The organism is Burkholderia sp. AU45274 (assembly GCF_030482505.1).
Taxonomy (GTDB): domain Bacteria; phylum Pseudomonadota; class Gammaproteobacteria; order Burkholderiales; family Burkholderiaceae; genus Burkholderia.
This window is the reverse complement of record NZ_JAUJQE010000003.1, coordinates 628001-650071: the sequence shown is the minus strand read 5'-3', so window position 1 is coordinate 650071 and position 22071 is coordinate 628001. Positions and strand designations below refer to the sequence as shown.

The window sequence follows — 22071 nt, the reverse complement described above, 5'->3', positions numbered from 1 at the left end:
GAGCCGATATCGTCCTATATGGAGACAGACACGCCATGCGCTCGTTGCTTCGCCGAAAGTCGCGTATCGAACTGAAACTCGGTGCACTCGTGCTGGGCACCGCGCTCGTGTTCGGTGTGCCCACGGCCCACGCCGGTCCGCTCAAGGGGGCGCCTGCGCCGTTCGACAAGGGCGGCGTGAAGATCGCGCTCGTCAACTACCTGTCGACCGGCGATTTCTTCCAGGCCTACGAAGCCGGCGCGCAGAAGCAGGCACGGGCGCTCGGCGTCGATCTGCGCATCTACGAAGGCCGGCAGGACGCGGCCGAGCAGCGCGAGCAGATTCAGCAGGCGATCAGCATCGGCGTGTCTGCGATCATCGTCAATCACGGCTTGCCGGAATCGCTGAAGGACGTCGTTCAGCGCGCGCTGGACAAAGGCATCAAGGTTGTCGCGTTCGACGTCGATCTCGCCAATCCGAAGGTGCCGCAGATCGAGCAGAACGATCGCGACCTGGCGAACCTGCTGCTGAATCAGGCGGTGAAGGACAACGGCGACACGTTCGCGGCAGGGTACGTGTACGTGGCCGGATTCGCGCCGCTCGACCGGCGCGATGCCGCGTGGCGCGATTTCAAGCGTGCGCACCCGAAGGTGCAGGAAAAGGCGCGCTGGGGCACCGTCGACAATCCGATCGCGCAATCGGTCGCGAACCAGGCGGCGGCCGTATATCGCGCGAATCCCGACATTCGCGTCGTGTTCGCGCCGTACGACGAGTTCGCGCGCGGCGCAAAGCTCGCGGCGGACGAGGCCCGGCTCTCGTCGAAAATCCGCATCTACAGCGCGGACGTGTCGACGGCCGACATCGAGGCCATCCGCGCGCCGAACAGCGCGTGGGTCGCGACGGCCGCGACCAATCCGGCGGTCGTCGGCGCCGTGTCGGTGCGGGCCGCCGCGCTGCTGGTCGCAGGGCAGGACCCGGGCGCGCGCATCGCGGTGAAGCCGACGCTGATCACGCGTGACGATCTCGTGAAGAACGACATTCATACCGTGGCCGAACTCGCCGCGAAGTTTCCGGCGTTCCGCGCGAGCGACGCGGCGACTGCCGCATGGATTCCGGCAGTCGACTGAGCGCCTCGGCACGTAGCGCGCGACGATCACATTCTCGAGACGCGGACGCTGAAGGTGACCGCGCACGCGCCCGGTCGCAGCGGCGTGCGCGGGATGCGGATACGCGTGCGGTATTCGCCGTCGTTATCGCGATACTCGTCTGGGGCATCGTGCGCGTGCGGCGCATCAAGTGATGCGCCGGCCACGCGTCGCGTGGCCGCTCGAGTGCGGTTATCCTGCGCGTTCGTCTATTTCATCGAGAAATCAAGAACGTCTTCGATTCGCTCTTCGGGATGGGGTAGCGCGACGGAGCCGTCCCGTCGCCCCTCAACCGCCCGACGGCCCCGGCCGGCTGAAGCGTTGCTCGACCACCTCGGTTCCCCAATGCGTGCCCGCGGATTCGTCGGTCAGCGTGAAGCCGAACGACTCGTACAGATAGCGCGCCGAGTCCAGCCCCTTGAACGTCCACAGATAGGTTTCGCGAAACCGCTGCGCGTCGACGAAGCGCATGGCTTCCGTCATGAGCCGGCGCCCGATGCCCGACCCGCGCAGCGCGTCGTTCACGATGAACCAGCGCAGGTGCGCGACGCCCGTTGCCGGGTCGCCGTCGATCGCGAGCGACGCGAGTGTCCGTCCGTCTTCCTGGCATAGCCAAAGCGCCTTGCCGTCGGCCGGCAGCGCACCGGCGAATTCGGCCAGTTCGGTCGCCACCCGCTTTTCGAAAAAGGCGCCGAAGCCCCAGTGTTCCGCATAAAAACGCGCGTGAAGGCCCGCGATATCGCCGATGCAGCCCGGTTGGTAACCTTCGCGGATCGCCGGCGCGTCGAGTGCCGCGACGGGCGCTTTCGCGGCGTTGTCTTGCGCGAGCGCATCGGCATACAGCGCGAGCGAGCGCAGCAGCGCCTGCTGGTCGGCGGGCACCATGCGGCGCAGCGCATTCGACACCTGGTCCGTCGCGAACGTGTCGATTCTCTTCTGGAGCTTTTTTCCTTCGGCGGTCAGGTACAGCTCGATCGCGCGCGCATCGTCGCTCGACACGCGCCGCTCGACGACACCGGCCGCCTCGAGCCGCGCGAGTTGCCGGCTCGTGTTCGATTTGTCCAGCCGCAGGATGTTGCCGAGATCGCGGGCGTTGATGCCGGGCGCCATCCCGATCTCGAGGATCGCGTGGACGGCCGAAGGCGCCCAGTCGCTGTCGGCCAGCGTCGCGCGCATGAAGCCGAGCTCGCGAACCAGTTTTCGGGAGAAGTCGCGCAGCTCGAGGATCGTGGCTTCGCGAGGCTTGGCGGGCGCGTCGATGAGGTCCATGGGTGGCCTGGAAAGGTTGCGGATCGCAATCAATAATAGTTGCGGGTCGCAACTTGATCAAGGCGAACTTTCATGGGGACGGATTGCACGGTGGGAGATGTTTCCAGAGGCCGGTGTCGGCGTGAACCAGGGCGGCGACGAGTGGTACTGACGCGGATGGCGGCGTGCCGCGAAGCGGACGCATACTGGGTGCATCCGGCCTGCCTGCCATGCGCGCACGGGCGTCGGCTGGCCATCGATCCGCGGCGGCGGACAACGGAGCTCACCATGAACCCTCTGAAGCCGATGACGATTGCGTTGCTTGCCGGATGCGGCATCAGCGCCGGCGCGGTCCACGCGGCCGGCAGCATGGATGCGCCGCCGTGCAGCGCGGCGCATGCGGCGGACCCGGGCGGGATCGCCGCGATGCCGGGCACGTCGGTACGCAGCTTCTCGACCGCCGGCTGCTCGGGCGCGGTGTTGCAGGGCGAACGGGCCACCGCGACGGTCAATGGCGACCGGGTCGAGCTGCGGGACGGCACCGTCTATGTGAACGGCCGTTCGTACGGCGCCGTCACGCCCGCGCAGACGGTCGAATACGAAGCCGCGCACGACCGGCGCACGCTGAAGGTCGACGGAGTCGTCCGCACGCCGGTGCGCTGACCCGCAAGCAGTTCAGGCTCAGGCGGACGGCAACCGCGCCGCGCTCATTCGACCAGCGTCAGCCGGCCGTCGCTGAGCCGCACCTCGCGCCCGATCCACGCCGCATCGACACGCGGCAGCACGGCCGACGGCTTGCGCAGTTCGCGCAGCAGTGTCGCGCCGTGCGACAGCCGGCCGCCCATGCGCGCGATCACGGCGCGCGCGGCCTGATATTGCGCGTGCCGGCCCGGGTCGAGCGTGTCTTCCAGCAGGATGTCGTGGCCGAGCACGCCTTGCGTGTGGCCCGGATAGATCATGAAGCCGGCCGCCTCGTCGGTGCCTTCGCTGCCGTCCTGCCAGAAACTGCCGTTGCGTTCGCGGCGCTCGGGATGCGGCGCGAACCACGTGTCGCGATCGGCGGCCGGCATCGCATGATGCAGGCGGAAGAACACGCGCATCAGGTTGTCGCGATACCACTCGCGGACCTGCAGATACCAGCCGCGCATGCCGGGCGCGCCGAGCGCGTGGAGCACGCGGACCGGCAGCGGCCAGTCAGGAAACGCCTGCAGCGGCAGGCGGGTGGGCGCGGGTCGCGCGGTGCCCGGATCGGTTTCCCACGGCAGGCGATGCGGGCTGTCGTCGAGCTGGCCGTATGCGGTCGGCGGACGGCCCCACAGTGCGCCGCCGCTGCTGGCCAGCGACGACGCGATGCACAGGTTGCCCTGCACGACGAACACGTAGAAGCGCGTGAACCAGTCGGCCAGTTGCTGGCCGTCGGCGTGCTGCTCGACGAGCGTCGCGAGTTCCTGGTCGAAGCGCTGCAAGCCGCGTTCGAGTGTCGGCAGGTGCCCGCGCGCGACGCGCAGCATGCGCCAGAACACCGGCAGCGAACGCAGCAGCCGCAGCGGGCGCCAGCGCAGCGGCGGCGTCGCGCCGCCGATCTCGCCGGAGTAGTTGCCGGCCGACACGCCCCAGTCGGCGAGGCGGGCGAGGAACAGGTCGTTGTTGATATACGACGCGCCGCCATAGAGCGCGGTGAATGGTTCGTTGTCCTGCAGTACGCGTGCATCCCAGCGCGCCATGATCGCCGGGATGCTGCCGGCCGCGCGTCGTTGCGCGTACTCGACCAGCCGGCTCGGCTGCGGCGGCAGGATCTCGGCGATGTTCGCGGCGGTCAGGTGGCGATGCCAGCCGTAGCTGCTGATCGGGCGGTATTGCAGCAGCCACAGCTGCCGGCCGTCCCACGCCCATTCGACGTCGCCCGGCACGTAGTGGAACGCGCGCAGCACGCGTTGCAGGAAGGTCCACAGTTGCGTCGCGCCCAGGCCGCACGCGGTGGGGAACGTACCGCGCTGCCACGGCTCACCGAGCCGCGACAGGATCGCGCGTTGCGGGCTGGCCTGCCCGTCGGCGAGCGTTTCGAGGTGGCCTTCCACCCATTCGACTTCGACCGCCAGATGCCGCACGAACGCGATGCCCGACAGCACGGGCGTGATGAAGCGCTGCACGACCGCTTCCTCGAGGCCGCCATCGAGCAGCTCCGCCACACGCGCGGCCGCCTGCGCTGCCGGTACGCGCAGGAACGTCGTATGCAGGCCGGCGTTGGCCGCATCGGCCTGGTCTTCACCGTGGCTCGACGAGCGGATCGCCCACTCGGCATCGGGCTGGCTCGCGAGAAAGCCGGGCAGGCGCGGATCGTCGGCGCGGGTCAGCGACAGCGCGGGCGGCACGGGCAGGCCGGCCATCGTCGCCAGCGCCAGACGCCCGCCCTTGGTATGCGCGACGAAGCCGGCATCGCCCGCTTCGAGCCAGTGCACGAATGCCGCCGGCGCGTCGATCCACGGATAGTGTCCCCAGCCGGCCTGCAGCGTGACGGTGAGGTCGGCGCGCGCGAGAATCGCCGACCACGCGGCGGCCTGGCGCACGCCGAGCACGTTGTCCTGGTCGCCCCATACGAGTTCGATGCGATCGGCGACCCACTCGAGCAGCGGTAGCGCGGTATCGGCGCGCACGAGATCCCAGTGCGGCAGGAACGCACGGCAGCGCGCATAGCCGGCGCCCATGCGGCGGTACTGTGCGCGTGTCCAGGTCAGGTTCGAGAACTTGCGGGCGAACAGCGTCGGGTAGTGCGCGAGCAGCCAGTGGATGGTCTTGCGCAGCGGCTTCGGCGCCATCAGTTTCGGCAGGCGGCGTTCCCACAGGAACGCGCCGACGGGCGCGAGCAGCACGCTGCGGCTGAAGTGGCCGGGGCGTCGCTGCAACGCGTGCAGCACCAGCAGCGCGTTCACGCCGACCGCCATGATCGCGTGGCCCGGCTCGGTCATGTCGAGCAGCGCTTGCGCATAGGCGGCGAGATCCTCGCAGGGCGGCGCGGGGTTGTCGCCGAACCCCGGCAGTTCCAGCGGCACCGGCTGGTAACGCCGGAAGTGGGGCAGCGCATCGTCCCACCAGTCGGCCGCGCTGCCGTTACCGGCGAGGAGGTACAGGATCGGTTTGCTCATGGAGGCTTCGTCGGCGGGCGATCGTCGCAAGGGCGCGCGGTCGGGGCGGCGCCGTTTGCGGATGCCACGGGTCGTGTCCGTGTTGTCTTGTTCGCGTTGCGCCGGTGCGAGTGGAATGGAAGGGCGGCCCGCTCGGCTTGATGTTCGATTATTGCGGGCATTCTACGCGAGTCGAATTCATGCAATTCGCGATGCATTCGTCGCGCGGATTTTTCTATATGCGCTCGACAGGTGTGACCGGATGTCGATTGGGCGAAATGATTTGAAGTCGGTGAATGATCCGGTTTGAATCGCGCACGTCACGCAACCGGAGAAAGTAGAATCAGGCCGCCGGAATTCACCGAGCCGGATTCGAGGAATGAAAATGAAAAGACGCTGGATTGCGGGTGCATTCCTTGCGCTCGTCGCAAGCGGGGCATGGGCCGAGAGCTGGATCACGCTTGGCCCCGGCCCGGCCATCGCGCTCTATGTGGATCCCGCTTCCGTCGAGCGTTATCCGCTCAATTCGTGGGTGACGGTCAAGATCGTTTATGCCGAGCCGCGCCGTTACTCGGCGCCGTTTCCGGTGAAGCGCCTCGTTTCCGATTGGTCGTTCGACTGCGAGAACAAGACCTGGGCGATGGGCAAGACCAGCATGGTCGGAGCGCAGCCGGGCGAGGTCTACGTATCTCGCGAAAATTCGGATGATTACCGGTATGTCGAGCGCGACTCCATTCAGACGCTGGTCATGGATTACGTCTGCGGCAAACACGGATGATCGAAATGGCGTCCGCTCGCCGGTTCCGGTTCGACGGTTTTCAGTTGAAGGCGGGTCAGGCGGCGTTTGATCGCCGGGCCTGGCCGCGCGTTTTTTTCCATCGCGCACGGTATCGATTCGCTTGCCCGTGCCGGTGCGACGCTGCACCGGCACGGAGACGAATCAGTGCGTGGCGCTTGCCGCGACCGCATCGGCCGGGCTGCCGGGCGGCTGGCCCGTCTGCCGGCGCGAGCGGCCCGAGCTGAGGTACGCGGCAATCGAGTCCTGCGTGATCTCGCCGAGCCACGCGCCGTCGGGGTCGAGCACCGGCATCCACGACGCGCTGTACTGGTACATCTTCGACAGCACGATGCGCAGGTTGTCGTCCGCCGCGACACCGGCCGGGAAGGGCGTCACGCGCTCGCCGCACACGCCGCCGCCGGTGCGCGCCGCGCGGCGCGTCACGTAGCCGAGCGCGCGGCCCGCGTCGTCGAGCACGGTCAGGTAGCGGCAGTCGGTTTCGTCCATCACGGCGAGCGCGTGCGCGAGCGGCGTATCGATCCGGGCCGTTTCGGGCTGCGTGGCGGCGTCGCCGGCCTTCACGAGCAGCAGGCGCTTGAGCGTGCTGTCCTGGCCCACGAACTGCGCGACGAATTCGTCGCGCGGGCGGGCGAGCAGCGTGTCGGGGTGATCGTATTGCACGAGCTGGCCGCGCCGGAACACGGCGATGCGATCGCCCAGCTTGATCGCTTCGTCGATATCGTGGCTCACCATGATCACGGTCTTGTTCAGTTGCCGCTGCATCTGGAAAAACTCGTTCTGGATCGATTCGCGATTGATCGGATCGACCGCGCCGAACGGCTCGTCCATCAACAGCACGGGCGGATCGGCGGCCAGCGCGCGAATCACGCCGATCCGCTGCTGCTGCCCGCCCGACAGTTCGCGCGGATAGCGTTTCAGGTACAGCTTCGGATCGAGCGCGACCATCGCCATCAGGTCGCGCGCGCGTTCGGCGCAGCGCTTCTTGTCCCAGCCCAGCAGGCGCGGCACGACGGTGATGTTTTCCTCGATCGTCATGTTCGGGAACAACCCGATCTGCTGGATCACGTAGCCGATGTGGCGCCGCAGGTCGACCTCGTTCAGCTGCGCCGTATCCTCGCCGTTGATCAGCACACGGCCGGACGTGGGGGCGATCAGCCGGTTGATCATCTTCAGCGTGGTGGTCTTGCCGCAGCCCGACGGGCCGAGGAACACGCAGATTTCCCCTTCGGCCACCGAGAGGCTCACGGCGTCGACGGCGCGCACGGCCTGGCCGTCCTTGCGCGTGAAGGTCTTGGTCAGTTTGTCGAGTTCGATCATGTCTTCTGGACTCCCTTCGGTGTCAATGCTCGCTGCAGCCTCTGCAGGAGCCGGTCGGCGACGATCGCGAGCAGGCTCACGAGCACCGCGCCCACCAGCAGTTTCATCATGCTGCTCTGGCCGATGGCGCGCAGGATCAGCGTGCCGAGCCCGCCCGCGCCGACCACGGCGGCGATCGTCATCACGCCGATGTTCATCACGACCGCGGTGCGCACGCCCGCGAGAATCACCGGCACCGCAAGCGGCAGGTCGACGAGCCGCAGGCGCTGCCACGACGTCATGCCGATGCCGGTGCCGGCTTCCTTGATGCCCGCATCGACGTTGTGCAGCGCGAGGTACGTGTTGCGCATGATCGGCAGCAGCGAGTACAGGAACACGGCCGTGATCGCGGGAGCGGCGCCGATCCCCTGGCCGAAGCGCGAGAAGAGCGGGATCATCAGGCCGAACAGCGCGATGGACGGCAGCGTGAGCACGATGGTCGCGACGCCGAGCAGCGGCCCGGCAAGCCAGTCGTGGCGATTGATGAGGATGCCGAGCGGCACGCCGGCCACGATCGCGCAGCCTACGGCGATGCCGACCAGCCAGATGTGCTGCAACGTGAGTTGCAGCAGTTCGGGCCAGCTCGACGCGAGATAGTCGAATACGCTCATCGGTTCTCCTTCAGGGCAGCTTGTGCGTGCGCAGGAACGCGTCGGCGACGTCGCGCGGCGACTTGCCGTCGAGGTCGACCTCCTTGGCCATCGCCTGCATCACGTCGTTGTCGAGCGCGGCCGACAGCGCGTTGAGCTGCGTCGCAAGTTTCGGATTGCGATCGAGCGTGCCCTTGCGCACCACGGGCGTCGCGTTGTACGGCGGGAAGAAGTGCTTGTCGTCCTCGAGCGGCACGATGCCGAAGCCCTTCACGCGCCCGTCGGTCGTGTAGACGAGGCCGATCTTCAGCTGGTTGTTGTGCAGCGCTGTATAGACGAGCCCGGGGTCCATCTGCTTGAGCTGCGCGCGGCTGAACTGCATGCCGTAGGCGGCGAGCAGCGGCTTCAGCCCGTCGGGGCGATTCGCGAATTCGGCGTCCATCCCGAACACGTAGTGCTTCGCGGCCGGATCGGTCTTCAGGTGCTCGGCGAGCTGCGAGACGGTCCGGATGCCGGTGGCCTGCGCGAGCGGGCTGGGCAGGCCGATCGCGTAGGTGTCGTTGAGCGGCGACGCGTCGAGCCAGACGAGCCCGCGCGGCACGTCGAGTGCCTTGACGCGCCGGTACATTTCGTCGGGCGACAGCTTGTCGTTGATCTTGTTGTAGACGAGCGCAGCGGTGCCCGTGTAATCCCACATGAGATCGAACTGGCCGTTCTCCAGCGCGCTGCGCACGAGCGTGCTGCCGAGGCCCGAACGGACTTCCACGTCGTAGCCGCGCGCGCGCAGGTATTGCGCGGTGAGTTCCGCCAGCACGTATTGCTCGGTGAAGTTCTTCGCGCCCAGCACGAGCTTCGCCGCGCAGGCCGGTGCACTCGCCGCCACGCACAACGCGGCGACGGCGCACAGGCGCGCGAGCGATCGAATGGTGCGGTGGAGCGTCATGCGGCACCTCCGTGGCGGGCGAGCCAATGGCGGCTGCCGGCCGCGACGAGGCCGTCCAGCACGAGCGCGAGGATCGCGGTGAGTGACGCGCCGAGCAGCAGCAGCGGCTGGTTGTCGAGATAGATGCCGGGGAAAATCAGCGAGCCGAGACTGTCCGCACCGATCAGGTACGCGAGCGGGGCCGTGCCGACGTTGATCGCGAGCGCGGTGCGCACGCCGCCGACGATGATCGGCAGCGCATTGGGCAACTCCACGCGCACGAGCGATTGCCAGCCCGTCATGCCGATGCCCTTGGCGGCTTCGCGCAGCGCGGCCGGCACGTTCTTCATGCCTTCGTAGGCATTGCGCGTGATGGGCAGCAGCGATGCGAGGAACAGCGCGACGATCGCGGGCACGCTGCCGATGCCGAAGATGCCGAGCGCGATGGCGAGCACGGCGAGCGACGGGATCGTGTTGCCGATGTTGAAGACCTGCATGAAGCGCTCGGCCTGATGCTGGAAGCGCGGCCGGCTCAGCAGCACGCCGGCCGGCACGCCCACGGCGATCGCGAGCGCCATCGAATAGACGACCAGCAGCATGTGCTGGCCCGCGTAGTACGCGAGATCGTCCGCGTGCTGGCTGAATGTGTCGGCGCCGATGCCGCGGGCGAGCGCCCAGGCGATGGCGACGATGGCGATCAGGCTGCCCACTAGCTGGACAGTGCGTCGAGTCATGAAGATACACCCCCTCAATCTCGGTGCGGCACACGCACGGGCGCGCGCCGCGTGGACGCCGGATGGCGCCGCGATGGAAGTTCGTGATCCCGGCATGGCCGCGATTTGAACTGACGGAAACAGTCATGCCGGCCGCAACGAGGTGCGACTGGCGGTCGAGTGAACGCAATGCTGCGTTCGTCTGATTGTCATGTTCAGCCCGGCGGCGCCGTCATGGCGAGGCGCGTTCGAGCAGGGCACCGCCCCGTGAGGACGGCATGGATGCGGCGGGCGTGACACCTGCCGCTGGAGCCGGAGGCCCCCTTGACGTGGCGAAACGGATGCATGCGCAACGAATTGCGAAATGACATCACGTTGCACACGAGATCATGCATTTTGTGATGAAGTTGGGCTGAGTATAGAGTAATCGAATGATCGCGTCTACCTTGGGGAGCGATCGGGATTGCGTGCCGACGATCGTGCGGTGGCGATGAAACGGGGAAGGATCAGGTGTTTGAAAAATGATTCGAATTCCGAATCGATTGACGAGGCCGTCGACTTGAAGCGGGTTTCGCGAGCGCCCCAGCGTCGTACCCGACCGTCACGCACCACCATGTCTCCACGCGCGCCCGGCCTATTCGCTGCCGTCCTGATCGGCGCGCGGTGCCCTGCCGGTCCAGCGTCGATACGCATGACGGAAACTGCGCGGCTCGCTGTAGCCGAGACGTTCCGCGATGGCCGCGACCGTCAGCTCGGGATCGTCGAGCATCCGCACTGCTTCGTCGCGGCGCACGTCGTCGAGGAGCGACTGAAACGTGAGACCGTCCTTGTCGAGCCGCCGGCGCAGCGTGCGCTCCGTCAGGTGCAGTGCATCCGCGAGCGACGTCATCGACTTGAAGCGCGCGAGGTCGCGCGCCATCAGCTCCCTCGCGCGATCGGCGAAGCGCGTGCCGACCGACGCGGCCCACTGCCGTTCGAGCGCCTCGCACTGGCCATGCAAAGCGTTGAAGCTGACTTCGTTCGCGAGCAGCGGCGTCTCGGTGCCGTTCACCGACGTGAACACGAGACGGTTGTCGCCCGCATTGAACACGACCTTGCAGCCGAAGTGGCGCGTGTAGTCGGCCGCATTGCGCGGCGTGCGGCGCGCGAGCTGAACCTGCTCGGGCCAGACCGGCTTGGCGACGAGATCGGACACGATCAGCCGCAGGCTGGACAGGCACATGTCGACCTGGAACACCTCGAGATCGGGTTCGCCGTTGTAGCGGCTGATCGTCACGCTCATGCCATCCGCGTGCGCATCGATACGTATATCGAAATACAACCCCATGAACAGCGGAAACTGGGCCATGCACCGGAACGCCTGCATCACCGAGCCGCTGATCAGCATCGCGTAGCCGGCGAGGCCGAGCGTCGACACGTGCAGCCGCGCGCCGATCGACAGACCGATCGACGGCACGCCGCTGCACTGCAGCAGGTTGTGGAAGCAGCGCTGCTCCTGGCCGCGATTCACGTGCAGGTTCGGCGACGCGACTTCGTCCGCGCCGAGCCCCGTGCCTTCGAGCAGCGCGGCGCCGTCGATATGCCGCACGCGGCACTCGTCCAGCGCGACCGCGATCGCGTGGACGGTGGCAGGAATGTCCTCCTGGCGCCCGGCCGGGCGTGCGAGGCCGAGCGACGAGCGCAGGCTGCGCTCGGCCCGGCTCTGGTCTGGATGGGGGCGACTGTTCATGGTGCTGAAGGGGCGACGGGGTCGCGTAGAACATAGCCGGAATGTCCGCAAAACGCCAGTGCCGCACAGCAGCATGCATGGCTCGCCGGCGCGACGCACGGCGGTGTGTCCGGAAATATCCCCTGATTACGTCCGCTTTTCTCATTCGTGGCGGATTTTTTGGCGCACCACACTTTCTCCCAGTCGTGCGCCGCCGGCCGTGCCGGGCGAACGAGTGTTGAAGCCGTGAACGCCACCCACGTGAGGACAGCATGGACAACGACAGCCCAGGTCGATACGCATCAGCCGCCGCGATGCATGACGTCGGCGCGCACGCGATGCGAGGCGACGCGGACCAACACCGCAAGCCGCACCTGCTCGGGCTCGCGACGCTGGTGATCTTCGGCCTCGCGTACATGCTGCCGATGACGGTGTTCACGACTTACGGGATCGTCACGAGCGAGACGAACGGGCACCTGACCGCCGCGTATGCGGTCACGCTGGTGGCGATGCTGTTCACCGCGCGCAGCTACGGCCACATGGCGCGGCTGATGCCGAGCGCCGGGTCGGCCTATACGTTCGCGAGCCGCAACTTCGGCACGTCGGCCGGCTTCATGGTCGGCTGGGCGTTGCTGATGGACTACCTGTTCATCCCGATGATCAGCTACCTCGCGATCGGCATTTACATGAAACAGATTTTCCCGGGTGTGCCGGCCGGCGTGTGGATCGTCGGCAGCATCGTGTTGATCACCGGGCTGAACATCGTCGGCATCCGGCTCGTCAATCGCGTGAACCTGATCCTGATCGCGAGCCAGCTCGTGTTCATCGCGATCTTCTTCATCGCTTCCGCGCGGGTCGCGTCGGGCGAAGGGCTGTCGATGGCCGTCGCGCTGCCGTCGTCGGGCGATGCGCGGGCGATCTTCGCCGGCTCCGCGATCCTGTGCCTGTCGTTCCTCGGCTTCGACGCGGTCACCACGCTGTCGGAGGAAACGCGCGAGCCGAAGCGCACGGTGCCGCGCGCGATCCTGCTCTGCACGCTGGCGAGCGGCGTGCTGTTCATGCTGGTCGCGTACGTCGGGCAAGTGGTGTTTCCCGACTGGCACGCATTCAAGGATCTCGATTCGGCCAGCCTCGACCTGATGCGGCGCATCGGCGGCGGCACGCTGTCGGCGTTCTTCGTCGCGGTGTACGTGGCCGGCTGTTTCGCGAGCGCGATGGCGGGCCAGGCGAGCGTGACGCGCGTGCTGTTCGCGATGGGCCGCGACCGCGTGCTGCCCGAACGCGTCTTCGGCCACCTGCATGCGCGGTTGCGCACGCCGGTGCGCGCGACGCTCGCGGTCGGCATCGTGTCGCTGTCCGCGCTGTTCATCACGCTCGATCTCGCGTCGACGATGATCAGCTTCGGTGCGCTCGTCGCGTTCGCGGTGGTGAACCTGTGCGTGATGCGCAGCTATCTGTGCCGGCCCGAGCATCGCCGCTTCGCGGGCTGGATCACGTTCGGCGTGATGCCGGCGATCGGCTTCGCGATGAACGTGTGGCTCTGGTCGGGCCTGTCGCGCCAGACGTTCTACGTCGGCACCGGCTGGCTCGTGCTCGGACTCTGCCAGCTCGTGTGGCTCACGCGCGGCTTCACGCGCCCGGCGCCGACGCTGTCGATGAATTGAATGACCGGTGGCCGACTGCCGGCCGCCGGCTCTGAAACCCTGAAGGAGGAATCATCCATGAACGCTGTTGACGTCAATCTCGATGCGGACCTGCAGGCCATCGGCAAACGCCACCTGCTGATGCATTTCACGCACGCCGATGCGTATCGCGACCACGCGCTCACCGTGTTCGACCGCGGCGAGGGCTGCTGGCTCGTCGACCGCAACGGCAAGCGCTACTTCGACGGGCTGGCCGGGCTGTACTGCGTGCAGGTCGGCTACAGCCACGGCGCGGAAATCGGCGACGCGATCCGCGAGCAGATGGTGCGGCTGCCGTTCGCGACCAACTGGGGGGTGGGCCACGAGCCGGCGATCAAGCTTGCGCACAAGCTCGCGGCGCTCGCGCCGGAAGGGCTGAACCGCGTGTTCTTCACGTCGAGCGGCTCGGAGTCGAACGAATCGGCGATCAAGCTGGTGCGCCAGTATCACCAGTCGCGCGGCGAGCCGCAGCGGCGCAAGTTCATCGCGCGGCGCGTCGCGTATCACGGCACGTCGTTCGGCGCGCTCGCGCTGAACGGGATGACGAACTTCCGCAAGCATTTCGAGCCGCTGATGTCGGGCGTGCGGCACGTGGGCAACACGAAGCGCTACGGCCGCCCGGCGGGCGAGACGGAAGCGCAGTTCACGCGCCACCTGCTCGACGAGATCGAATCGCTGATCGTGCAGGAAGGGCCGGATACCGTCGCCGCGATCGTCGTCGAGCCGCTGCAGAACGCGGGCGGCAGCCTGACGCCGCCGGCCGGCTATGCGGCCGGGTTGCGCGACATCTGCGACCGGCACGGCGTGCTGCTCGTCGCCGACGAAGTGATCTGCGGGTTCGGCCGGCTCGGCGAATATTTCGGCTCCGCGCGCTACGGGCTGAAGCCGGACATCATCACGTTCGCGAAAGGCATCGCGTCGGGCTACGTGCCGCTCGGCGGCGTGATCGCGAGCGACGCGGTGGTCGACACGGTGCTCGACGGCCCGCAGCAGATGTTCCTGCACGGCGCGACCTACGGCGGCCACCCGGTCGCGTGCACGGCCGCGCTCGCGAACCTCGCGATCATGGCGCGCGAAGGCGTGCTGGAGAATGTCCGCAGCAACGAAGCGGTGTTCCGCCAGACGCTCGACGGCCTGCTCGAACTGCCGTGCGTCGGCGACGTGCGCGGCGACGGCTATCACTATTCGCTCGAACTCGTGACCGACAAGGCCGCGCGCCGCTGGGCAGCCGGCATCAGCGCGCAGGCGTTCGTGTCGACGCTGCTCGCGCCCGCGATCTTCGACGCAGGGCTGCTGTGCCGCGCGGGCGTCGATCACGAAGGCACGCCGATCGTGCAGTTCTCGCCGCCGCTCGTGATGTCGCGCGACGAGATCGTGTGGTTCGTCGCGAAGATCCGCGACATCCTCGTCGACACCTATGCACGGGCGACGCGCTGAGCGCGGCGGCCTTCATTTCGGGAGCATTCGATGAGAACGACACAACAGTCGTATATCGACGGCCAGTGGCTCGATCCGGCCGATGCACGATCGATCGACGTGATCGACCCGAGCACGGCGCGGCCGTATGCGCAGCTCAGGATCGGCGATGCGGCCGATGTCGATCGCGCGGTCGGCGCGGCGAAGCAGGCTTTCGACACGTATTCGCGCTGGCCGGTGGACGAGCGCGTCGCGCTGCTGCGGCGCGTGCTCGATATTTACCAGCGCCGCTACGAGGAGGTCGCGCGGACGATCAGCCAGGAGATGGGTGCGCCGATCGCATTCGCGCGCGCGATGCAGGCGGCCGTCGGCACCGCGCACCTCGAACAGACGATCCGCGCGTTGCAGTCATTCCGCTTCAGCACGCAGACCGATTCGCTGCTGGTGTCGCACGAGCCGATCGGCGTATGCGCGCTGATCACGCCGTGGAACTGGCCGATCAACCAGATCGTATGCAAGGTCGCGCCGGCGCTCGCGGCCGGTTGCACGATGGTGCTCAAGCCGAGCGAGATCGCGCCGTTCAGCGCGATCCTGTTCGCGGAGATCCTGCACGAAGCCGGCGTGCCGCCCGGCGTGTTCAACCTCGTGCACGGCTACGGGCACGAAGTGGGCGACGCGCTGTCGCGGCATCCGGATGTCGACATGGTGTCGTTCACGGGCTCGACGCGCGCCGGTGTCGAGGTCGCGAAGGCGGCCGCCGATACCGTGAAGCGCGTGCACCAGGAACTCGGCAGCAAGAGCCCGAACCTGATCCTGCCCGACGCCGATATCGAGGACGCGGTCACGCGTGGCGTGCGCAGCTGCTTCAGCAACAGCGGCCAGTCGTGCAATGCGCCGACGCGCATGCTCGTGCATGCCGATCATCTGGCGCTGGCCGAGCAGGCCGCGCGGCGGGAGGCGGAGCGCACGGTCGTCGGCGATCCGCGTTCGACGGAAACCGGTATCGGGCCGGTGGTCAGCCGCACGCAGTTCGACCGCATCCAGCACTTCATCCGGCTCGGGATCGAGGAGGGCGCGACGCTCGTCGCCGGCGGGCCGGGGCGGCCTGACGGGCTCGGTGAAGGGTTCTATGTGCGGCCGACGGTATTCTCGAACGTCACGCCCGACATGACGATTGCGACCGAGGAAATCTTCGGGCCGGTGCTGTCGATCATGACCTACCGGACCGAAGAAGAAGCCGTCGCGCTCGCAAACGATTCGGTCTACGGGCTCGCGGCCTACGTGCAGTCGAAGGATATCGAGCGTGCGCGCAGGGTGGCGGCGCGGTTGCGGGTCGGCAACGTCCACATCAACTACCCGGCATGGAATCCGGCCGCGCCGTTCGGCGGCTACAAGCGCTCGGGCAACGGCCGCGAGTATGCGGAGTTCGGCCTCGTCGAGTATCTGGAGACGAAGGGCACGACGGGGTACGCGTGAGCGTCCGCACGATGCGGCGCCCGCCCGGGTGAATCGCGGCGCGCATGCGCGATTGCCTGCGCCGCTCGCGGCGGCCGGCCGCCACGGCCACGCACGGCGTCGGCAGTGACCGCGTGGCTGATACTTCCCGTGCGCTGCGGAGCACGCGGCGTCGCGCCGACGCCGCGCTCGCCGGCAGTCAGTCCTCGTCGGGATCCGTTGCGCCCGCATCGGATCCCGCAACGGGCGCGGCGGCCCGCCGGCGGATCTCGGAATCGAGGATCAACCGCCCGCGCAGCTTGCCCTTCATCCGCTTCACATGCTTGGGCGCCTCGGTCATGTGCTCGACCATCAGCGCCCGGACGCGCTCGGCGTCGCGCTCGCGCGCGGCCTGCAGGATCGCCTTGTGGATCGACACGTTCGCTTCGCCGAAGCGCTTGTGCTCCACGAGCGGCGTATCGTTCCGGAACTCGATCAGCTGACGGATCATCTCGTTGATCAGCTCGCAGCTGAAGCGCAGGAACGGGTTCGGGTTCGCGGCCGCGAGGATGTCGTGGAACGTCGTGTCCTCCTGGCGCTGGCGCAGCATGTGCCCGCGGTCGTGCACGCCCGACGCGCCGTCGCAGCACGCGATGTTCGCCTCCAGCGCCGCAAAGTCGCGCTCGCCCAGATGCGGCACGGCACCGGCCGCCAGCTCGGGTTCGAGCAGCTTGCGCACGGTGTAGATGTCGTCGATCGTCACGTCCTTGAAGAACAGGTAGTTCTGCAGCAGCTGCAACGTGCGGTCGAGCGGCACCTCGACGACCATCCCGCCGCCGGACGGCCCCGTGGTGACCTTGATCAGTCCTTGCACCTCGAGCGACTTCAGCGCCTCGCGGATCGTGCTCTTGCTCACCGCATAGAGCTGCTGCAGCTCGGCTTCGCGCGGCAGGCGATCGCCCGGCTTCAGGTCCTTCTCGGTGATCAGCCGCTTGATCTCCTCGGCGACGAGGTCGGCCCGCTTCGGCTGCTTGATTTCGACCGCGAGGCCCGCCCTGGCTCGGTCCATGACCATCTTCACGACTCCTTTGTCTGACTGCGCGCCGCGTCATCGTCGACGATCCGTTCCGGCGCGGGTACGGAATTTTGCCTGATTGACACCAATTTTGATCAACTCTAGCATCAGGTTCATTCTATTTATCATGATAAATAGAATCAACCGGCGGCGCGCATCCTGCAGGGCGTGGGCACGGTTTGGCAGTCGGTCGCATCGCGTGTGTCCCCCTTTATCAGGAGCGTCAACTTGAATCGCCGAGAACTGTTGAAACTGGCCGCGCTGTCGGCCGTGCCGGGTGCGCTCGGCAGCATGTCGTCCCGCGCCGCGTTCGCGCAGGGTTCGTCCATCCAGCTCGCATGCCCGGTGCCGATGTCGGGGCCGTTCGCGGCCAACGGCAAGTACGCCGATCTCGGCATGCAGCTCATCGTCCAGCAATACGGCAAGGTGCTTGGCGCGCCGCTCGCCTACACGGCGCTCGACACCGAGGGCAAGCCCGCGACCGCCGTGCGGCGCGTGCAGGAGATCGCGCAGCAGAAGGGCGTGCGTTTCTTCGCGGGCGGCATCCTGTCGTCCGAGTCGCTGGCGATGGGCAAGGAAGTCCAGAAGGCGGGCGGCGTGTTCATCACGACGGCCGGCGCGGACGAGATCACCGGCAAGGATTGCAATGCCGCGACGTTCCGCTGGTCGGTGCCGACCTTCGGCGCGATCGAGCAGACGGTGCGCCCGTTGACCCAGATGCTGCCGAAGGCGAAGCGCTGGTACACGATCACGCCGCAATACGTGTTCGGCGAGGGCCTGCTGTCGGCCGCGAAGGCGATCTTCAAGGAAAAGGGCATCGAGCATGTCGGCAACAGCTACCACTCGCTCGCCGAGAAGGAGTTCAGCGGCTACCTGACGAACGCGGCGGCCGCGCAGCCGGACGTGCTGCTGATCCTGAACTTCGGCTCGCAGTCGTCGGACACGCTGCGCCAGGCCGTCAGCTTCGGGATGAAGCGCAACTGCACGATCCTGCTCGCGTGGGCATCGGGCCTCGAGCAGTTCGAGGCGCTCGGGCCCGACATCTGCGACGGCGTGTATTTCGGCGCGCAGTACTGGCACGGCATCGATTCGCCGCTGAACCGCGACCTCGTGAAGCGCGCGAACGCCACGTTCAAGGCGAACCCGAACTACAGCCTCGCGGGTTCCTACATCTGCTCGAAGATCCTGGTCGACGCGATGGTGAAGGCCGGCAGCGCCGATCCGAAGAAGGTGGTCGCGGCGATGGAGGGCATGAAGTACGACGGCCTCACGGGCCCGGAGGAAATCCGCAAGGGCGATCACCAGGTGCTGAAGAACTACTACCTGCTGAAGGGCAAGCCGAAGAGCCGGATGAAGAACGCGGACGACTACGCCGACATCGTCAGTTCGGGCCAGTCGTTCCTGCCGGTCGACAAGACGAGCTGCAAGCTCGCGTGACGCAGTGCATGCGTCCGCGGCCGTCGCGCGCCGCGGACGTCCGTTACCTTCCTTTCTGACACGGAAGCCATGAACGTCTATCTGCTGCAGATCGTCAACGGCATCGGCGTGGGCATGCTGTATTTCCTGCTCGCCGTCGGCCTGTCGATCGTGTTCGGCCTGCTGCGCTTCGTGAACTTCGCTCACGGTGCGTTCTACCTGCTCGGTGCGTATCTCTGCTACCAGGCGCTGCAATGGTCGGCGAATTTCTGGGTCGCGCTCGCGGTCGTGCCGCTCGTCGTCGGCGCGTTCGCGTGGAGCGTCGAAAAGCTCGTGCTGCGTCATGTGTACGCGCAGCAGCACGAATTCCACATCCTCGCGACGGTCGGGCTCGCGCTCGTGCTGCAGGAGTGCGCGATCCTCGCGTGGGGCCCGCTCGGCGACAACGTGCCGCCACCCGACGCGCTGAACGGCGTCGTGATCTGGGGCGGCTTCGTCTACCCGAAATACCGGCTGTTCGTGATCGCGTTCACGGCCGTGCTCGCCGCGCTGCTGTGGTGGGTGCTCGAAGGCACGCGGCTCGGCAGCACGGTGCGCGCGGGCAGCGAATCGTCGGAGATGGTGTCGCTGCTCGGCATCAACGTGACGCGCGTGTTCAGCCTCGTGTTCGCGCTCGGCGCGGCGACGGCCGCGCTCGCGGGCGTGCTCGCCGCACCGATCCGCGGCGTCGACCCGTTCATGGGCATCGAGGCGCTCGGTGTCGCGTTCGTCGTGGTCGTCGTCGGCGGGATGGGGAATTTTCTCGGGGCGCTGGTCGGCGGGCTGCTGGTCGGCATCGTGCAGAGCCTGATGAGCACGCTGTGGCCGGAAGGGGCGCGGCTGATGATCTATGTCGCGATGGCGGCCGTGCTGCTGTTGCGTCCGAACGGGTTGCTGGGGAGGGCCGCATGATCGAATCGTCGAAACCGCTGCCGCCCGGGACGGCGGCCTCGTCACGCCCACGGCCGTGGCGCGGCGCATGGCAGCGGCCGGAAGGCTGGCTCGCGGTGGCCGTCGTGTGCGCGCTGCCGGTTGCGCTGAGCTCGGGCTCGCTCGCGACCGAGGTGCTGGTGTTCGCGCTCGCCGCCCTCGGCTGCAACCTGCTGCTCGGCTACACGGGGCTGCTGTCGTTCGGGCAGGGCATCTTCTTCGGGCTCGGCAGCTACGCGGCGGGGCTGGTGCTGACGCACGGCGTCGCATCGGTGACTGCCGCGCTGGTGGCCGCCACCGTGCTCGGTGCCGTCGCGGCCGCGCTCGTCGGCTGGTTCTCGATCCGGCAGCGCGGCACTTATTTCGTGATGCTGACGCTCGCGTTCGGGCAGCTGTTCTACTTTCTCGCCTATACGACGCCGGACCTCACGGGCGGCGACAACGGGCTGCTCGACATCCCGCGCCCCGCGCTGTCCCTGTTCGGGCATCCGCTCGTCTCGCTCGATTCACCGTGGCGCTACTACGGCTTCGTCGCGGTGCTGTTCGTCGCGGTGTTCTGGCTGTTGTTGCGCGTGTCGCGCTCCGTGTTCGGCCGTACGCTGCTCGCGATCCGCGACAACGAGGCGCGCGCGGCGGCGGCCGGCTACGACGTGAAGCGCTTCAAGCTCGCGGCGTTCGTGCTGTCGGGTGCGGTCACGGGTTTCGCCGGTGCGCTGCACGCGTTGATGACGGGCATCGCGCCGCTGTCGAACATCGACTATCACACGAGCGAGATGATCCTCGTGATGACGGTGATCGGCGGCACGGGCAACCTGTTCGCGTCGGTGCTCGGCGCGGCGTTCTATGTGCTGTTCGCGGACTGGCTGTCGACGCTGTGGCCGCGCTGGCTGCTGCTGCTCGGCCTCGTGCTGATCGCGGTCAGCCTGTTCATGCAGCGCGGGTTGTGGGGATTGGGTGAACGCGTCGCGGCGTCGCTGCGGCGCGGCGCACGGACGGCGACGACGACCGGGGAGCAGCAATGAGCGAAGCGATTCTCGAGGCGCGCGGCATCGTCAAGCGCTACGGCAAGTTCACGGCGCTCGGCGGCGTCGACCTGCGGATCATGCCGCGCACCGTGCATTCGGTGATCGGGCCGAACGGCGCCGGCAAGACGACACTGTTCCATACGTTGACGGGCACGCTGCCGATCACGTCGGGCTCGATCCTGTTCGACGGTCACGACGTGTCGCGCGAACCCGATCACAAGCGCGTGCGGCGCGGCATCGCGCGCTCGTTCCAGGTGACGAGCCTGTTTCCGAACCTGAGCGTGCGCGAGAACCTGCGCGTCGCCGCGCAGGGCGTCGAAGCGCGGCGCGCGCTGAATCCGTGGGCGGCGCCGCGCGGTGCGCTCGCGCACGACGGCATCGTCGACGACGTGCTCGAGCGGCTCGGCCTGCAGCGCTTCGCCGATACGGCGGCGGGCGTGCTGTCGCACGGCCAGCAGCGCCGGCTCGAGGTCGGGATGGCGCTGGCGGCGCGACCGCGCGCGATCTTTCTCGACGAGCCGACGTCGGGCATGGGGATCGACGATCTCGACGACATGAAGGCACTGATCCGCGGCCTGCGAGACGACTACACGGTCGTGCTGATCGAACACAACATGGGCATCGTGATGGACATCTCGGACACGATTACGGTGATGCAGCAGGGCCGCGTGCTGGTCGAAGGCAAGCCGGACGCGATTCGCGGCGATGAGCGCGTGCGCAGCGCGTATCTCGGCAACATGATCACGGGAGGCCGCGCATGATGCTCGACGTGAAGGACGTTCATGCCTGCTACGGCAAGAGCCACATCCTGCAGGGCATTTCGCTGAACGTGGACGAAGGCGAGACGGTGACGCTGCTCGGCCGCAACGGCGCGGGCAAGTCGACGACGCTCAAGACGATCGCGGGCGTCGTCGCGCCGACCGGCGGCACGGTGACGTTCGCGGGCCGGCCGGTGTCCGGGCAGCCCGCGCACCGGATCGCCGCGCGCGGCCTGTGCTTCGTGCCGGAGCATCGCGGGATTTTCCGCCTGCTGTCGGTCGAGGAGAACCTGCGGCTCGGTGCGCGCCGCGATTCACCGTGGCAGCTCGACGACATCTACCGGATCTTCCCGCGCCTGAAGGAGCGCCGCCGCAACGGCGGCGCGCAGTTGTCGGGCGGCGAGCAGCAGATGCTCGCGATCGGCCGCGCGCTGATGAACCACCCGCGGCTGCTGATGCTCGACGAGCCGGTGGAAGGGCTCGCGCCGGTGATCGTCGAGGAGATCGTCGAGCAGCTGAAGCGGATCAAGGCGGCCGGCGTGGCGATCCTGCTCGTCGAACAGAACCTCGAAGTGTGCACGCAGCTCGCCGACCGCCACTTCGTGATCGAACAGGGCGTGATCGTCTACGAAGGCAGCAACGCGGCGTTCGCGGCCGATCACGAGGTGAAGGACCGTTACCTGGGCGTCGGTGTCGCGTAAGCGCCGCGTCCTT

Annotated in this window: 19 protein-coding genes; 11 read left to right on the top strand and 8 right to left on the bottom strand. The window is 67.6% G+C overall.

Translation table 11 applies throughout. The features are described 5' to 3' along the window. Positions 1 to 35 precede the first annotated feature (35 nt). Positions 36 to 1106 (top strand): substrate-binding domain-containing protein, encoded by a 1071-nt coding sequence (locus QZM35_RS15450; protein WP_089433893.1) that lies wholly within the window; start codon positions 36 to 38, stop codon positions 1104 to 1106. 306 nt (positions 1107 to 1412) lie between these two features. Here QZM35_RS15450 and QZM35_RS15445 read toward each other — a convergent pair whose 3' ends face one another. Continuing rightward, positions 1413 to 2393, bottom strand: a complete 981-nt coding sequence (locus QZM35_RS15445; protein WP_301776288.1) for a helix-turn-helix domain-containing GNAT family N-acetyltransferase — start codon at positions 2391 to 2393, stop codon at positions 1413 to 1415. 267 nt (positions 2394 to 2660) lie between these two features. Here QZM35_RS15445 and QZM35_RS15440 point away from each other — a divergent pair, with 267 nt between their 5' ends. Then, positions 2661 to 3035: a sugar ABC transporter ATPase gene (locus QZM35_RS15440; RefSeq protein ID WP_089433891.1), complete on the top strand. Its 375-nt coding sequence runs from the start codon at positions 2661 to 2663 to the stop codon at positions 3033 to 3035. A 44-nt stretch (positions 3036 to 3079) separates the two neighbouring features. Here the strand turns inward: QZM35_RS15440 and QZM35_RS15435 are convergent, their stop codons facing one another. Next, complete coding sequence (locus QZM35_RS15435) at positions 3080 to 5515, bottom strand: PEP-utilizing enzyme (RefSeq protein WP_301776287.1); 2436 nt, start codon at positions 5513 to 5515, stop codon at positions 3080 to 3082. A 358-nt stretch (positions 5516 to 5873) separates the two neighbouring features. Between QZM35_RS15435 and QZM35_RS15430 the strand changes: the two genes are divergently transcribed. Next, complete coding sequence (locus QZM35_RS15430; RefSeq protein WP_301776286.1) at positions 5874 to 6272, top strand: surface-adhesin E family protein; 399 nt, start codon at positions 5874 to 5876, stop codon at positions 6270 to 6272. Positions 6273 to 6434: 162 nt separating this feature from the next. Here QZM35_RS15430 and QZM35_RS15425 read toward each other — a convergent pair whose 3' ends face one another. The 5 genes from QZM35_RS15425 to QZM35_RS15405 all read right to left on the bottom strand — a co-directional run bounded on the left by QZM35_RS15425 (position 6435) and on the right by QZM35_RS15405 (position 11603). Further along, positions 6435 to 7610 (bottom strand): ABC transporter ATP-binding protein, encoded by a 1176-nt coding sequence (locus QZM35_RS15425; protein ID WP_226205161.1) that lies wholly within the window; start codon positions 7608 to 7610, stop codon positions 6435 to 6437. Then, positions 7607 to 8260 carry an ABC transporter permease gene (locus tag QZM35_RS15420; protein WP_089429930.1) on the bottom strand — a complete coding sequence of 218 codons (654 nt, stop codon included), beginning with the start codon at positions 8258 to 8260 and terminating at the stop codon, positions 7607 to 7609. Before QZM35_RS15420 ends, QZM35_RS15425 begins: the two co-directional genes overlap by 4 nt. Before the next feature lie 10 nt (positions 8261 to 8270). Beyond that, on the bottom strand, positions 8271 to 9182 hold the full coding sequence (locus QZM35_RS15415) for a glycine betaine ABC transporter substrate-binding protein (RefSeq protein WP_174975264.1): 912 nt from the start codon (positions 9180 to 9182) through the stop codon (positions 8271 to 8273). Next, positions 9179 to 9895 (bottom strand): ABC transporter permease, encoded by a 717-nt coding sequence (locus QZM35_RS15410; protein WP_301776285.1) that lies wholly within the window; start codon positions 9893 to 9895, stop codon positions 9179 to 9181. The genes QZM35_RS15415 and QZM35_RS15410 overlap by 4 nt, the downstream gene beginning before the upstream one ends. A gap of 613 nt (positions 9896 to 10508) precedes the next feature. Beyond that, on the bottom strand, positions 10509 to 11603 hold the full coding sequence (locus QZM35_RS15405) for an AraC family transcriptional regulator (RefSeq protein WP_301776284.1): 1095 nt from the start codon (positions 11601 to 11603) through the stop codon (positions 10509 to 10511). Positions 11604 to 11854: 251 nt separating this feature from the next. Between QZM35_RS15405 and QZM35_RS15400 the strand changes: the two genes are divergently transcribed. Genes QZM35_RS15400 through QZM35_RS15390 form a run of 3 tightly spaced genes read left to right on the top strand, consistent with a single transcriptional unit; the run spans position 11855 to position 16156 of the window. After that, positions 11855 to 13246 (top strand): APC family permease, encoded by a 1392-nt coding sequence (locus QZM35_RS15400; protein WP_089433885.1) that lies wholly within the window; start codon positions 11855 to 11857, stop codon positions 13244 to 13246. 57 nt (positions 13247 to 13303) lie between these two features. Further along, on the top strand, positions 13304 to 14701 hold the full coding sequence (locus QZM35_RS15395; RefSeq protein ID WP_301776283.1) for an aspartate aminotransferase family protein: 1398 nt from the start codon (positions 13304 to 13306) through the stop codon (positions 14699 to 14701). Between the two features lie 30 nt (positions 14702 to 14731). Then, positions 14732 to 16156, top strand: a complete 1425-nt coding sequence (locus QZM35_RS15390) for an aldehyde dehydrogenase family protein (protein WP_089433883.1) — start codon at positions 14732 to 14734, stop codon at positions 16154 to 16156. 178 nt (positions 16157 to 16334) lie between these two features. Here QZM35_RS15390 and QZM35_RS15385 read toward each other — a convergent pair whose 3' ends face one another. Beyond that, entirely contained in the window at positions 16335 to 17189 is an 855-nt protein-coding gene (locus QZM35_RS15385; RefSeq protein WP_089430150.1) for a FadR/GntR family transcriptional regulator, read from the bottom strand. Positions 17190 to 17417: 228 nt separating this feature from the next. On the opposite strand from QZM35_RS15385, the gene QZM35_RS15380 reads away from it, so the two are divergent. The 5 genes from QZM35_RS15380 to QZM35_RS15360 all read left to right on the top strand — a co-directional run bounded on the left by QZM35_RS15380 (position 17418) and on the right by QZM35_RS15360 (position 22058). Further along, complete coding sequence (locus QZM35_RS15380) at positions 17418 to 18626, top strand: ABC transporter substrate-binding protein (RefSeq protein ID WP_089459597.1); 1209 nt, start codon at positions 17418 to 17420, stop codon at positions 18624 to 18626. Positions 18627 to 18695: 69 nt separating this feature from the next. Beyond that, a complete protein-coding gene (locus QZM35_RS15375) occupies positions 18696 to 19556 on the top strand; it encodes a branched-chain amino acid ABC transporter permease (RefSeq protein WP_039355129.1) in 861 nt (286 codons plus the stop codon). Then, positions 19553 to 20596, top strand: a complete 1044-nt coding sequence (locus QZM35_RS15370) for a branched-chain amino acid ABC transporter permease (protein WP_089429922.1) — start codon at positions 19553 to 19555, stop codon at positions 20594 to 20596. Before QZM35_RS15375 ends, QZM35_RS15370 begins: the two co-directional genes overlap by 4 nt. Continuing rightward, positions 20593 to 21360, top strand: coding sequence for an ABC transporter ATP-binding protein (locus tag QZM35_RS15365; protein ID WP_089429921.1), 768 nt, complete (start codon positions 20593 to 20595; stop codon positions 21358 to 21360). Before QZM35_RS15370 ends, QZM35_RS15365 begins: the two co-directional genes overlap by 4 nt. Continuing rightward, positions 21357 to 22058, top strand: a complete 702-nt coding sequence (locus tag QZM35_RS15360) for an ABC transporter ATP-binding protein (RefSeq protein WP_089429920.1) — start codon at positions 21357 to 21359, stop codon at positions 22056 to 22058. The genes QZM35_RS15365 and QZM35_RS15360 overlap by 4 nt, the downstream gene beginning before the upstream one ends. The last annotated feature ends 13 nt before the right edge of the window (positions 22059 to 22071 follow it).

What these genes read in the sequence shown, in the direction of transcription:
- QZM35_RS15450 (WP_089433893.1), top strand. Translation starts at nt 36, where the DNA reads ATGCGCTCGTTGCTTCGCCGAAAGTCGCGTATCGAACTGAAACTCGGT.
- QZM35_RS15445 (WP_301776288.1), bottom strand. Translation starts at nt 2,393, where the DNA reads ATGGACCTCATCGACGCGCCCGCCAAGCCTCGCGAAGCCACGATCCTC.
- QZM35_RS15440 (WP_089433891.1), top strand. Translation starts at nt 2,661, where the DNA reads ATGAACCCTCTGAAGCCGATGACGATTGCGTTGCTTGCCGGATGCGGC.
- QZM35_RS15435 (WP_301776287.1), bottom strand. Translation starts at nt 5,515, where the DNA reads ATGAGCAAACCGATCCTGTACCTCCTCGCCGGTAACGGCAGCGCGGCC.
- QZM35_RS15430 (WP_301776286.1), top strand. Translation starts at nt 5,874, where the DNA reads ATGAAAATGAAAAGACGCTGGATTGCGGGTGCATTCCTTGCGCTCGTC.
- QZM35_RS15425 (WP_226205161.1), bottom strand. Translation starts at nt 7,610, where the DNA reads ATGATCGAACTCGACAAACTGACCAAGACCTTCACGCGCAAGGACGGC.
- QZM35_RS15420 (WP_089429930.1), bottom strand. Translation starts at nt 8,260, where the DNA reads ATGAGCGTATTCGACTATCTCGCGTCGAGCTGGCCCGAACTGCTGCAA.
- QZM35_RS15415 (WP_174975264.1), bottom strand. Translation starts at nt 9,182, where the DNA reads ATGACGCTCCACCGCACCATTCGATCGCTCGCGCGCCTGTGCGCCGTC.
- QZM35_RS15410 (WP_301776285.1), bottom strand. Translation starts at nt 9,895, where the DNA reads ATGACTCGACGCACTGTCCAGCTAGTGGGCAGCCTGATCGCCATCGTC.
- QZM35_RS15405 (WP_301776284.1), bottom strand. Translation starts at nt 11,603, where the DNA reads ATGAACAGTCGCCCCCATCCAGACCAGAGCCGGGCCGAGCGCAGCCTG.
- QZM35_RS15400 (WP_089433885.1), top strand. Translation starts at nt 11,855, where the DNA reads ATGGACAACGACAGCCCAGGTCGATACGCATCAGCCGCCGCGATGCAT.
- QZM35_RS15395 (WP_301776283.1), top strand. Translation starts at nt 13,304, where the DNA reads ATGAACGCTGTTGACGTCAATCTCGATGCGGACCTGCAGGCCATCGGC.
- QZM35_RS15390 (WP_089433883.1), top strand. Translation starts at nt 14,732, where the DNA reads ATGAGAACGACACAACAGTCGTATATCGACGGCCAGTGGCTCGATCCG.
- QZM35_RS15385 (WP_089430150.1), bottom strand. Translation starts at nt 17,189, where the DNA reads ATGGTCATGGACCGAGCCAGGGCGGGCCTCGCGGTCGAAATCAAGCAG.
- QZM35_RS15375 (WP_039355129.1), top strand. Translation starts at nt 18,696, where the DNA reads ATGAACGTCTATCTGCTGCAGATCGTCAACGGCATCGGCGTGGGCATG.
- QZM35_RS15370 (WP_089429922.1), top strand. Translation starts at nt 19,553, where the DNA reads ATGATCGAATCGTCGAAACCGCTGCCGCCCGGGACGGCGGCCTCGTCA.
- QZM35_RS15365 (WP_089429921.1), top strand. Translation starts at nt 20,593, where the DNA reads ATGAGCGAAGCGATTCTCGAGGCGCGCGGCATCGTCAAGCGCTACGGC.
- QZM35_RS15360 (WP_089429920.1), top strand. Translation starts at nt 21,357, where the DNA reads ATGATGCTCGACGTGAAGGACGTTCATGCCTGCTACGGCAAGAGCCAC.